This window comes from Shewanella kaireitica (assembly GCF_023284045.1).
In the GTDB taxonomy this organism is placed as follows: domain Bacteria; phylum Pseudomonadota; class Gammaproteobacteria; order Enterobacterales; family Shewanellaceae; genus Shewanella; species Shewanella kaireitica.
Genome location: NZ_JAKIKQ010000016.1, coordinates 101,005 through 113,638, shown reverse-complemented (window position 1 = coordinate 113,638; position 12,634 = coordinate 101,005). Strand labels below are relative to the sequence as shown.

The window sequence follows — 12,634 nt, the reverse complement described above, 5'->3', positions numbered from 1 at the left end:
TCATCTTTCATACTTCGCCGAAGACGCTAGGTCGTTGGCTTGAGGAGGCGTATTCTACACTCTCCAGTGGCGGCGTCAAGCGCTTATTTTAAGAAGTTTTTCAAGCGATGAATTCTTAACCACTCTCGTGAAAAGAAGCATTACCCGAAGCCCTTAAAGCGTTTGTCACCTGAATCAAATCCCCGAAGGTTTTAAACTCTCTAACACCGCTGCAAGTCCCGTACTATCTAACCTTGCGGTAAGTTAGTTGGCCTGCTGTGCCGTGTCAGTGGTTGCGCATTATAGGGAGATCTTGAGTAAGCGCAAGCGCTTTTTAATAAGAAAACGATCGCATGTCGATCTTTTCACCAAACAGCCTGGATATGACTATTTATCGTACTTCCTGTGCAGCTTAATTCACCTTTATAGGCTTGGAACTAAGATAAAGTTCATTTTTTCAGCAACACACTAGTGTATTGCTCAATAATTCATTACCATATGCAAGTTATTAACAGTTAGTTATCGATTCATTCATTTACACTTCAGAGATTATATATATGCAGAAGTCATTCTTTATCGTTTTAGCCGTTGCCATTATTGGTGCATTAGCTATTTTTCAGATCGCGCCAGATCTAAACGGTGCCATTGCTTTCTTTACTGGTGCTATCATCGCAAGCGTTATCTTTTCAATTCAATCTAAATCAGGAACGTCTGCTGCAGCGAGTAGCAACGAACCTTATACAGGTCCAACTATGACCTTATATGTAGGTAACTTGCCTTACCGTGTTCATGAAGGTGAAGTAAAAGCATTATTTGGTGAGTATGGTCCCGTCAACTCAGTTCGCTTAGTACGAGATCGTAAAACTGGACGTCGTAAAGGCTTTGGCTTTATCGAAATGTCAGAAGCAGGTGCTAAGAAGGCGATGTCTAAGTTAAACGAATATGATTTTCAAGAAAGAACATTAAAAGTTCGTGAAGCTAAGTCTCAAGATTCAGATAAAACAGAAAGCCAAGCGTAAGCTAGCTAACGTAAGTTAGTTGAGGAGTGTGGTTCTATACTCGTGAACCCCTCTTCAACTAACCTTTCTTTTAAACCCTGCGCAATATCATCAGTCGTAAATACCGCACTATAGTCTACAAACTTATTGCTTGCAGTTTTTAGTAAGCTGCGACCTTTCAGTAAACTCAATACTCTATCTGCCACAGCTTTACCAGAATCTAGCAAGATAACGCTTTGCCCCAGTGACTGCTTGATTTCTGCAGCCAAAATTGGAAAGTGTGTACAACCAAGCACTAAGGTATCAAGTTCAGACGTTCTAATTGGGGCTAGTAATAACTCAAGCTTTTGCATATCAACTGCCGTCCCCGCCAATTTTGCTTCAGCTAGCATGACCAATTCAGATGAACCGAACAGTTCAACCCGACAATCCTCTGCAAATGCATCGATTAACTCTTTGGTATATGGCCGCTTGATTGTACCAGGGGTAGCCAGTAAACCGATGTGCCTACGCTTAGATATCTTGGCGGCGGGTTTAATCGCGGGGACAACACCGACAACAGGAATTGATAGCTGCTGCCTTAATATAGGTAACACTAATGTACTGGCCGAGTTACATGCAACCACCACAATGCCAGCATTAATCCGCATCGCTTGTTCGATAACAAGCGACACGCAACCACTGATAAGTTCTGACTCTTCTAATTCGCCATATGGCAGTCGAGCATTATCAAATAGATAGCAGCAGTTCTGCTGAGGCAATACTTTTCTGATCTCGTCCAAAATCGATAATCCACCAATTCCAGAGTCAAAAATAAGAATAGGTCCAGACAAAGCGTTCTCCACTATCATATAAATGCCGTTATATAGCACCGCAATAAGCCTTACTTAAGGCCGAATGGTCTATTTTGCTTTAAAATTTACCCACAAGCTAGATTAAATCAATTGGGAGAAACTGGACATCCCTGCTATCTAGTATAATATTCCGCCCCTAATTTAAAGCTCACGGTGATCAAAATATGAATTTAGCAGCAATGGATCCTTCAACCTACGATGCGCAACTCGAAGCAAAGCGCGTCAAGCTAAAGCAGTTATTTACTGGTTTTGACACGCCGGAACTTGAGTCATTTAGCTCTGAAACTGCCCACTATCGTATGCGTGCTGAATTTAGAATGTGGCATGAAGGGGAAGACCTCTACTATTACATGTTCGATAAAGAACTTAATAGCAAAGTGCGTTGCGATCAGTTTCTACCTGCTAGTGAGCTGATCAATAAAATGATGCCGGTGCTGGTTGAGCTATTAAAGCCCAACACTATCTTGCGCCATCGCCTGTTTCAAATAGATTTTCTCTCAACGCTAAGTGGAGAGATCTTAGTATCCTTGCTTTACCATAAGCAGCTAGATGCTGAATGGGAAGAGCAAGCAAAAATCTTAAAGCAAACACTTAGCAGCCAATTCAATGTCAATTTGATTGGCCGAGCTCGCAAACAAAAACTGATTTTTGATAAAGACTTTGTCGTTGAATCACTGAATGTCGCCGGTCAGCAGCTGCAGTATCATCAAATTGAAAATAGCTTTACTCAGCCTAACGGTAAAGTCTCGGTCAAAATGCTTGAGTGGGCGATTGATGTCACCAAGAATAGTACTGGAGATTTATTAGAACTCTATTGCGGTAATGGTAATTTTTCAATTGCACTGGCGCAAAACTTTGAACGAGTATTGGCTACCGAACTCGCTAAGCCGTCAGTAGAATCTGCTCAGTACAATATCAAAATGAATAACGTTGATAACCTACAAATTATCCGTATGTCAGCAGAAGACTTCACCGACGCCATGGCAAAGAAGCGTAGCTACCGACGTTTAGAAGGTATCGATCTTGATAGTTATAACTGCAACACCATCTTTGTTGATCCACCACGTGCTGGTTTGGACGAGAATACCGTTAAGTTAGTGCAAGGTTATGAGCGTATTGTTTATATCTCATGTAACCCTAATACCTTACTAGATAACTTAAAAGAGTTGAGTAAGACACATAACATCACCCGGTTCGCACTGTTTGATCAATTCCCATATACCGATCATATGGAATCAGGCGTATTTCTCGAGAAGAAGTAAAAGCTCATGGTACCGACAAAAACGGCATCCAAATGGATGCCGTTTTTATTATCGTTCTACTATTTCTGCTCTCTTTTATTCTGTAGAGCATCAGCACCTTTAGCGATCATATGTAATTGGATCACTAACCGGTCCGCTAAGGCTTTACGATCTATACGTTTCATATCCAGCGCTGCAGCGCCAGCATTGAACACTAAAGTCACCAGCGCTTCAGCTTGCGCATGAGCCAAGTCTGGCGCTCTATTGGCTGTATCCTCGGTGTAATGCGCTAACTCAGATATGAAATGTTCAATCTCTCTAGCAACCGCACCACGAAATGGCGCAGAGGTGCCAGAACGCTCATGCAGCAGGATACGGAATACGTTGGGGTTAGATTCAAGTACTTCCATAAAGGTTTCAACAGAGATACGGATAACGCTACCACCCGCTTCTGCACGCTGGCGTCCTTTACGCATCATCTGCCTGAGCGTTAGACCACCTTCGTCCACCATGGTTAAACCCAACTCATTCATATCTTTAAAATGTCGATAGAATGAGGTCGGTGCAATATTGGCCTCGCGCGCAACTTCGCGCAAACTCAAGCTAGAAAAGCTACGTTCAGCGCTTAACTGATTGAACGCAGCATCAACTAACGCGCGTCGTGTCTTCTCTTTTTGTTGTGCTCTAATGCCCATACTGAACCTACTTACAAAAATTATGTTTCGAATAATAACGCTTTTTTACTGAAAACGCAGCATCAACAAACTTGACCCAAATCTCTATCCAAGTTAAATTAGCGTACAGCTGTACGCTCAACTAGAGATAATAAAAAATAATGAAAAAACCTCCTATTATTTGGATGAATGTGAGTCTTTTTACCATCACATTTGCCTGCGCTGTATTATTAGTACCTTGGTACGGGATCGTTTATGGCTTTGAGGCCGTCGAATGGATTGCCTTTGTCGTTCTTGCCTTTGCCAGTGGCTTATCGATCACTGGTGGCTACCATAGGCTCTGGTCCCATCGCACTTACAAAGCCCATGCTTCAGTGCGCTTTATCTATGCCCTTGGCGGTGCATTAGCACTACAAAACAGTGCACTGCATTGGTCTTCAGATCATCGAGTACACCATAAGCATGTCGATAATAACGACAAAGATCCTTACTCAGCAAAAATGGGATTTTGGTACAGCCATATAGGCTGGATGCTGCGTGAATATCAATCTCAGCGATACCATGATTACAAAAATGTACGCGATCTACAGAATGATAAAATTGTGATGTGGCAGCACAAATACTATCTACCACTGCTTATTATCATGAACTTCGGTCTACCAATTTTGCTAGGTTGGTTAAATGGTGACATTCTTGGCATGCTACTGCTAGCAGGCCTACTACGTCTAGTGGTGGTACATCACTGCACATTCTTCATTAATTCACTGGCTCATATATGGGGCTCCCAGCCATACACAGATAAAAATACTGCCCGTGATAATGGTTTTATAGCACTGCTAACTTATGGTGAGGGATACCATAACTACCACCACATCTTTGAGAATGACTACCGTAATGGCATTCACTGGTGGCAGTATGATCCAACCAAGTGGTTAATCGACGGTTTAGCGTTAGTAGGGCTCACTAATAGCCGCCGAGTTGTGCCACAAGAGCGTATTGAAAGCGCTCGCTTACAGATGCAACTAAAACGCACTCAAAATAAAGTCGCTCACCTTCCTAACAGTGAAGAGATTATCGAAAAGTTACAAGCAGAGTATGAAATGCTGAAATCTCATTTAGCAGAATATTACGATGCCAAGAAAGCACTGCTTGAGGCTAAGCGTAAACAGCTCGCGGATCGAGATCTTATGGCTGAGGTCAAAGAGCTTAAGCTTCGATTTAAGCAACAAAAGAAAAGCTGGCATAGTCTGACCGCAAGCTTTAGCTAAGAGCGAATACCATTGGTATAACAACATCAGCCACTCTCATGAGTGGCTTTTTATTTTATCTTCATGTCGCTTAATACTAAGTGAATTCAACAAATGCATCGCTAGTTTGCAATTAGGCTTCAACTTCATTAACCACTCATTGAAGTCATTAGATGATGGGTCTATGATAATCGGCTAATTAGCATTTTTAGGGCGTTTCAAGCTCATGTCAGATCAACAAATTAAACTTACCGAGTATAGTCACGGCGCCGGTTGTGGCTGCAAGATCTCTCCTAAGGTATTGGGTACTATACTCGCGACCCAATTGCCAGTATTTGACGATCCTAAACTGCTTGTGGGAAACCAAACCCGAGATGATGCTGCAGTTTACAAACTTAACGACACCACAGGCATTATTAGCACCACCGACTTTTTTATGCCTATCGTTGATGATCCTTTCACTTTTGGCCGCATAGCAGCAACCAATGCCATCAGTGATATTTATGCTATGGGCGGCACGCCTATGATGGCAATCGCCATTTTGGGCTGGCCAGTAGATAAGCTACCAGCCGAAGTGGCACAGCAAGTTGTTGATGGTGGCAGACAAGCCTGCGCCGATGCAGGGATAATGCTGGCGGGTGGTCATAGTATCGACTCTCCTGAGCCTATTTTTGGCTTAGCGGTAACAGGGCAAATTCCGCTGAATGAGCTTAAGCAGAACAACACGGCTAAAGTTGGCGATAAACTCTATCTAACCAAGCCACTTGGTATTGGGATTTTAACCACAGCGCAAAAACAGAAAAAGCTTGCTGATGCCGATCTCAATACAGCAGCAGATGCGATGTGCCAGTTAAACATTTTGGGCCCTAATATCGCTAAAATCCCACAGGTAAACGCACTCACTGATGTTACTGGCTTCGGCTTAGCTGGACACCTTTTAGAGATGTGTCATGGCGCAGAGCTTGGCGCAAAAATCGATATTAGTTTGCTGCCACTACTTCCCAATGCTCAGCATTATCTTGAGATGGGTTGTGTCCCTGGGGGAACTCACAGAAACTTCGATAGCTATGGTGAACACTTACCCATGTTAACTGAGCAGCAAAAAGCGATTATCTGCGATCCTCAAACTAGTGGTGGCTTGTTGATCTCGGTCTCTGCTCAGGGCGAAGCTCAGCTGCAGCAGTTACTATCAAGCAACGGTGTCGAACCTATCTGCATTGGTGAGCTAGTCGAGAGATCAGCAACCACAGTGGAGCTTATCTAATGCCCGTCAACATGGTGAGCGCAAGTGAGTACCGACGAATTCTTGTCAGTGATCATCCTATAATGGATGCGCGAGCACCTGTTGAATTTACTAAAGGAGCATTTCCTGCCAGTCGTAACCATCCGTTGATGGAAGACGAAGAACGTAAGTTAGTCGGCACTTGCTACAAACAAAAAGGACAACAAGCTGCGATCGCTTTAGGTCATTCACTTGTTACTGGCGAGATAAAACAACAAAGGCTCGATGCTTGGCAACGCTATTTTACTAAGCACCCTGATGCATACCTTTACTGCTTTCGAGGTGGCTTACGCTCTAAATTAACTCAACAGTGGTTAAAAGAAGCTGGTATCGATATCCCCTTTATTGAAGGCGGCTATAAAGCAATGCGTCAGTTTTTAATTGAAACTATCGATAACGCAGCGAGCCAGAAACCCATGTTAATCCTTAGTGGGATCACAGGCAGTGGTAAGACTGACTTTTTGCTCGCTCGTAATGACGGTGTAGATCTCGAAGGTATTGCCCATCATCGTGGTTCGAGCTTTGGCCGCTACCATGAGCCGCAGCCTACCCAGATAAACTTTGAAAATGCATTAGCTGTCGCCCTCTTGAAACATCAAGATAGCCAAGCCAAACACCTACTGCTCGAAGATGAGAGCTTCCTCATTGGACGCTCTGCATTACCACAAGCATTCTACAAAGGGATGCAACAGGCAAATGTCGTCGTGCTAGAAGAACCGATGGAAGCTAGGTTAACTCGCCTACTTAATGAGTATGTACATAAGATGCATAGCGGTTATATTGAGCGTCTTGGCGAAGAAGCCGGCTTTGCAGCATTTGCAGAATATTTAGCACTAAGTATCACCGGGATAAAGAAACGTCTTGGCGGTAAACAGCACGATGAATTCCAAGCAATTATCACCAATGCACTCAACATTCAGCAAAGTCGTGGTGATACCAGCGCTCATATTGAATGGATTGAGCTACTGTTAAGCAAATATTACGATCCTATGTATCAATACCAGATAGATAAGAAAGCCGAACGAATTTTGTTTAAAGGTGATCATTTAGCTATGCATCAATGGCTAGATGCTAACTAACCTCTAGCGCTTTATTAGCCGATTGTGACTTTCTTCTTAATCGGCTATATCGTTAAGTCCACCTCAATTTGTCCTCTCAACCACGACTTTTTTCTGCGCTTAATGTTACACCTTATCGTTCTAGCGTTCTCTATTGGAGCTGGCAATATTGCCTCCTTAGTGCACACGAGCACTGGTAAGGGCGCTGTTTTGCCAGCCCATAGCCGTTTGTTGATAAAGTATCTCTCTAGGCGACTTTGTTGAGTCACAGGCTGAGGAGTTGCAATATAAACAGGCCGATTAAACAAACCATTAATGACAAGCAGTGTAGAAAGATCGCATCGCTCAACCTCAACGATAATCGGCGCGCTTCTGTCCTGCTTTAAAGCGGCTAGTTCTTCAGTATTGTGGATGCTATGTCGATTAACTATCCGCCGAAACACATAGCTTAATACGCTCACTGTTAATTCTGGCCAGCTTACTAGAATTAGCGCCAGCACCAGTAGATTGCCAAAGGCGAGTACTAGGAACAGCTGCTCAATTTTCCATTGCAACCCGTTTAATACCAGCATGGCAAAAATGGCCGACGTCACCATAAATAGCGCGTTGACAATATTGTTACTGGCGATAGCCTGCGCACATTCGTTTTCATCTGCACGGGCTTGAATAAAGGTATAGAGCGGTACAATAAACAAGCCGCCGCCAACACCTATCATCAATAGATCAAACATCAAACGGTAGTGCATAGCATCACTGACAAATGTGACGACATCAAATACAGCAGCTGGAGTCGCTAAGATCGGTAAAGCGGCATACAGATCGATGCCAAATACACCAAGAAATATCAAACCTAAAGGTGCTATCCCCAGTTCAACTTGCTTACATGACAAGCGCTCACAAACAAAAGAACCAATGCCTATGCCAATTGAAAAGAGCAGTAGTAATAACGAGACCACCGTCGGATCGGAGTTAAGTGTTATCCGCGCAAAGTTTGGGATCTGTGTTAAATAGCTCGCGCCGACAAACCAAAACCAGCTAATAGCCAATATCGCAATCCAGATGTCTCGATTTTTGCGCACTTTAGCAATGCTTGTTGCCGTTGCTTTAACGATCGAAAACTTCGGTTTTACTTTATTACTTGAAGGAATACTGGGGATCATCCAGCTACTGCATACGCCAATCAACGCCAAGGTAAACACGCTACCTGCCGCCCAATAAGTTACATGCTCGCTAGCGACAATCAGCCCAGCAGACAAAGTACCAGTCAAAATCGCCAGAAAGGTGCCCATTTCAACCCATGCATTGCCCGATACCAACTCATGTTCGTTTAGTACTCGCGGTAATAATGAATATTTTACTGGGCCAAAATATGCTGATTGAACGCCCATCAAAAACAGCAGTAATAACATTATAAGATAGCTATGAGAGAAGATTGCCAACACTGCAGCAGACATAATCAATAGCTCGAGTACTTTAAGTCGGCGGATAAGAGTGGCTTTATCAATACTGTCGGCAACTAGTCCCGCATGCGCTGAAAACAGCAAAAATGGTAGGATGAAAAGGCCTGCTGCAAGGTTTACAAAAAGGTGTACATCAATAGGCAAGGCTTCAATTTGTGAGTAGCTCACCATTAATAGCAGCACATTTTTATACACATTATCATTTAGCGCCCCTAAGCACTGAGTCACAAAGTAGGGCAAAAAGCGGCGACTAAAAATCATAAGCTTCCTTTTTAAAACTGGCTAATACAAAAGCCAGCAGCGATAAAATTAGTCCAATAAAAAAGCCATCACATTGTGATGGCTTTAGACAGTTAACAACTTAACTCTCAGCGATTAGGATTTCGTCCCAGGCCAAGTTTGGCGAACCAACAACGATAAAGTTTGGATTCTCCAAGCTTTCACGCTCGTTATAGCTCAAAGGTTGCAGTGTGAGATCCATGATCTGACCACCCGCCTCTTCTACAATAATTTGTGCAGCGCCAGTATCCCACTCACCGGTAGGACCAATACGTACATAACTGTCTGCTCGTCCTTCTGCCACTAAACAGCTTTTTAGTGCTGCTCCACCAAGTACCACCAGTTCGCAATGCTTATTCTGGTTAAACAGCTTAATAACCGACTGGGGATCTTGGCGGCGACTCACTGCTAGCCTCAATGGACTATCGTCATCGTGGCCAATTTGACGACTACTAATCCGCATCTCATTGCCATTGGCTCGCTTATAAGCACCTAAACCAGCAATTGCGTAGTAACATACTTCGGTCATCGGCACATACACTACACCAACGATAGGGCGATTATGTTCAACGAGAGCGATAATCACCGAGAAATCACCACTCCCGGCAATAAACTCTCCGGTTCCATCCAGCGGATCAACCAACCAATAACGTTGCCAATTACTGCGCTCAGAGAATGCTATATCGGCATCTTCTTCTGATAAAACAGGGATCTCAGGAGTGAGCTCTTTAAGGGCGTTGATGATGATATTATGTGCGGCAATATCCGCCGAAGTCACCGGGGTATTATCTGACTTTATCTCGCGTTCGAAATCACCAAGTTGGTAAATATCACGAATTTTTTTGCCCGCCTCAGTGGCGATATCTATGACTTGGTCGATGTAACTCTCTGGCTTCATAACTACTTACTACCCGGTTATATTAATTAAGCTACTTCAGTTGTAGATGCTTTTGCGCTAAAAATAAAGCACTTACACTGCGAGACTCTGAAAAATCCTGCTCTTGCAATAAATCCTGCCACTGCTCCAGCGGCCATGGAACCATGTCAATTGGCTCAGGTTCATCACCCTCCAATTCACTTTGGTAGAGATCTTCAGCTAAAAATATCTGCATTTTGCTGGCAAAATAACCTGGCGCGAGGCTTAATTCCATTAGGTGAGTCAGTTTATTTGAGCCATAGCCAATCTCTTCCTGTAATTCTCGATTAGCGGCCTGCGCCGCGGTCTCACCCGGATCAATTAGCCCTTTTGGAAAGCCAAGTTCATAACTGTGAGTCCCCGCTGCATACTCCCGACCTAATAATAACTGTTTATTACCCAGTACAGGTACTACCATCACAGCGCCACGATTATTACCTTTCATCCGCTCATATTGACGCTCAACTTGATTTGAAAACCTTAAATGCAGCTGTTCTATCTGAAATAGTCGACTTTTAGCCACTACTTCAGCATGCAATATTTCCGGCTTAACCTTCTTGGTAGTCATACACATCCTATGGCAGTTGATCTTTCCCGCAGATAGTTGCTGAGATCAGTTACAATCTTACTATTCTAGCTCCAATCTACAACCTGAATTTACTAGGATCATCTAACTATGTTTCCATGGCACGATATTGATACTGTTTTACTTGATATGGACGGTACCCTACTCGACCTGCATTTTGATAATCACTTCTGGCTCAGTTTGATCCCCAAAGCGCTGAGTGAGCAACGTAATATCTCGGAAAATGCAGCAATGGAGTGGGTTGCAGCTAACTACCAAAAGGTTGATGGTACTCTAGATTGGTACTGTTTAGATTATTGGGAACAAAAGATGGGGTTAGATATTATGACTCTGCATAAAACCTTAGTGGAGAAGATCCAGCTGCGCCAAGACAGCTTACCGTTTCTGTACGCGCTAGAAAAAGCCAACAAAAAGCGAATTCTAGTGACCAATGCTCACCCGAAAGGCTTAACACTGAAATTAGCACATACCGATTTAGCTTTAGGCTTAGATGCGATGATATCGAGTCATGAAACAGGTTACCCCAAGGAGCATCCACTATTCTGGCAACAACTGTTTGAACGCTTTGATTTAGATCCAAGTCGCTGCTTATTCATCGATGACAACGAAACGATTTTGGCTGCAGCTAAACTCGCCGGGGTTGGCCATCAATTAGGTGTGGCCAACCCGGATAGCCAAAAACCTCATAAGCTCTTTAGCGACTTCCCTGCAATAGACGATTACCACCATCTATTGGATGAGTTGCTCCAACAAACATGATCAAAAAAGGCACCTCAACAGTGCCTTTTTAACATTTTTTACTGGAGCGATAGACTTAGATAGGTAATCGACCTTGATAGGTGATTGGGTAATAACCTTGGCTATCTTTCTTACCTAGGAATCCAAGTGCCTTTTTCAAATCATCAGGCTGTGTATTAACCTCACGGATCTTAGCATTCACCTGCATCATCTTATTATCAGCCAACAAGATAGTACCATCTAAGCCTAGGCCATTAAGTTGTTCATCTGTCGCCAATTGCACTTGGCCATCGATACAGCTTAAACCTAAGGCAATATCGCCTAATGGATAATTACCAAACTGATTAGTTACTTGTATTTTGTTTAAAAACAGCTTACCCGATAGCTGTTCGCACCAAGGCAGTCCTTGTTCAAAGGTATCGACTAAGGCGCTTACGTCACCGTTAATTTCAGTTCTAAACGGTAGTCGAGTATTACCCAACAGAAAGTCACTCGGCGCTTCAAAACGCAGACCACTAACGTCGAGCCCAGCAAAAGAATACGCTACTACAGCTTTACCATTAACAGCGCTGCTGCGACTTCCAATACTAATATCGGCCTTAACCGTTCCCATCAACAGTGAAGCAACACTCAAGTCCCAGCGCACCATTTCAAGCTGACGTTTTTGCACAGTCAAAGAGTCGATACTGCCAGACCAAATAGTGCCAGATACACCACTAATAACCGTATTAGCCGGTATAGGTGCAAGCTTCACTGCCATGCTAGCGGGAAATAACACCACTAAAAAAACCAAATAGATGAAAAAGCCTAGCGCGATTTTTTTTACTAATTTCACAACAACATCCTACTTGGATAACTGAATTCGGCGAACATTAACGAAACCAGGGGTATCGGATTCAGCCACATCCAAGCTCTCTAATGATAAACCTTGGTTTTGAACCAGCTCATTGAGGTAGCTCAGCAAAGTATCGAATGGAACCTCATCCATCCATACTTGAATTTTGTTACCTTGAGGCTGCATGCGAGTAATTGTTAAGCCAAAGCTACCAGCTGTTTGGTTAACCGCAGCGCTTAAACTGCCTTTAAAAGCACTGCCTTGACTTGTTTGTTTCAAACCAGCAATACGATTAGCGGTCTGCTTTACATAATTGAGAGTATTGAGCTGACCTGCAAGATTTCGCTCGGCATCGGCTTCTGCATTGGCAATTGGCGTCCAAACGCCCCAATAGAAAATACCTATTACTAATACTACGCCACAAGCACTTACCATCTGCTTTTCACGCAGGATCAAGCCCGCCCACCATACTTTAAGATTATCCATC

13 protein-coding genes are annotated in these 12,634 nt (G+C 43.4%); 6 read left to right on the top strand and 7 right to left on the bottom strand.

What is annotated here, in order from left to right:
- Window positions 1-536 precede the first annotated feature (536 nt).
- The gene (locus L2730_RS17475; RefSeq protein WP_020910435.1) at window positions 537-998 is read left to right on the top strand and encodes an RNA recognition motif domain-containing protein; all 462 of its coding nucleotides are present in this window, start codon (window positions 537-539) and stop codon (window positions 996-998) included.
- A gap of 5 nt (window positions 999-1,003) precedes the next feature.
- Here L2730_RS17475 and murI read toward each other — a convergent pair whose 3' ends face one another.
- Window positions 1,004-1,810 carry a glutamate racemase gene (gene murI / locus L2730_RS17470; protein WP_248975769.1) on the bottom strand — a complete coding sequence of 269 codons (807 nt, stop codon included), beginning with the start codon at window positions 1,808-1,810 and terminating at the stop codon, window positions 1,004-1,006.
- Between the two features lie 185 nt (window positions 1,811-1,995).
- Here murI and trmA point away from each other — a divergent pair, with 185 nt between their 5' ends.
- Window positions 1,996-3,093, top strand: coding sequence for a tRNA (uridine(54)-C5)-methyltransferase TrmA (trmA, locus tag L2730_RS17465; protein ID WP_248975768.1), 1,098 nt, complete (start codon window positions 1,996-1,998; stop codon window positions 3,091-3,093).
- A gap of 59 nt (window positions 3,094-3,152) precedes the next feature.
- Here trmA and fabR read toward each other — a convergent pair whose 3' ends face one another.
- Window positions 3,153-3,767: an HTH-type transcriptional repressor FabR gene (fabR, locus tag L2730_RS17460; protein WP_248975767.1), complete on the bottom strand. Its 615-nt coding sequence runs from the start codon at window positions 3,765-3,767 to the stop codon at window positions 3,153-3,155.
- Between the two features lie 140 nt (window positions 3,768-3,907).
- On the opposite strand from fabR, the gene L2730_RS17455 reads away from it, so the two are divergent.
- The 3 genes from L2730_RS17455 to mnmH all read left to right on the top strand — a co-directional run bounded on the left by L2730_RS17455 (window position 3,908) and on the right by mnmH (window position 7,354).
- Window positions 3,908-5,014, top strand: coding sequence for an acyl-CoA desaturase (locus tag L2730_RS17455; RefSeq protein ID WP_248975766.1), 1,107 nt, complete (start codon window positions 3,908-3,910; stop codon window positions 5,012-5,014).
- A 205-nt stretch (window positions 5,015-5,219) separates the two neighbouring features.
- On the top strand, window positions 5,220-6,257 hold the full coding sequence (gene selD / locus L2730_RS17450; RefSeq protein WP_248975765.1) for a selenide, water dikinase SelD: 1,038 nt from the start codon (window positions 5,220-5,222) through the stop codon (window positions 6,255-6,257).
- Complete coding sequence (gene mnmH, locus L2730_RS17445; RefSeq protein ID WP_248975764.1) at window positions 6,257-7,354, top strand: tRNA 2-selenouridine(34) synthase MnmH; 1,098 nt, start codon at window positions 6,257-6,259, stop codon at window positions 7,352-7,354. Before selD ends, mnmH begins: the two co-directional genes overlap by 1 nt.
- Window positions 7,355-7,398: 44 nt before the next feature.
- On the opposite strand, the gene L2730_RS17440 is transcribed toward mnmH, so the two are convergent.
- From L2730_RS17440 to nudE, 3 genes are all read right to left on the bottom strand, one after another.
- A complete protein-coding gene (locus tag L2730_RS17440; protein WP_248975763.1) occupies window positions 7,399-9,054 on the bottom strand; it encodes an MFS transporter in 1,656 nt (551 codons plus the stop codon).
- Between the two features lie 100 nt (window positions 9,055-9,154).
- The gene (gene cysQ, locus L2730_RS17435) at window positions 9,155-9,970 is read right to left on the bottom strand and encodes a 3'(2'),5'-bisphosphate nucleotidase CysQ (protein ID WP_248975762.1); all 816 of its coding nucleotides are present in this window, start codon (window positions 9,968-9,970) and stop codon (window positions 9,155-9,157) included.
- Window positions 9,971-10,001: 31 nt separating this feature from the next.
- On the bottom strand, window positions 10,002-10,556 hold the full coding sequence (nudE, locus tag L2730_RS17430; protein ID WP_248975761.1) for an ADP compounds hydrolase NudE: 555 nt from the start codon (window positions 10,554-10,556) through the stop codon (window positions 10,002-10,004).
- Window positions 10,557-10,664: 108 nt separating this feature from the next.
- Here nudE and yrfG point away from each other — a divergent pair, with 108 nt between their 5' ends.
- Complete coding sequence (yrfG, locus tag L2730_RS17425) at window positions 10,665-11,333, top strand: GMP/IMP nucleotidase (protein ID WP_248975760.1); 669 nt, start codon at window positions 10,665-10,667, stop codon at window positions 11,331-11,333.
- 55 nt (window positions 11,334-11,388) lie between these two features.
- Here the strand turns inward: yrfG and L2730_RS17420 are convergent, their stop codons facing one another.
- A complete protein-coding gene (locus L2730_RS17420; protein ID WP_248975759.1) occupies window positions 11,389-12,147 on the bottom strand; it encodes a type II secretion system protein N in 759 nt (252 codons plus the stop codon).
- A 9-nt stretch (window positions 12,148-12,156) separates the two neighbouring features.
- A complete protein-coding gene (locus tag L2730_RS17415; RefSeq protein ID WP_248975758.1) occupies window positions 12,157-12,633 on the bottom strand; it encodes a type II secretion system protein M in 477 nt (158 codons plus the stop codon).
- Window position 12,634 lies beyond the last annotated feature (1 nt).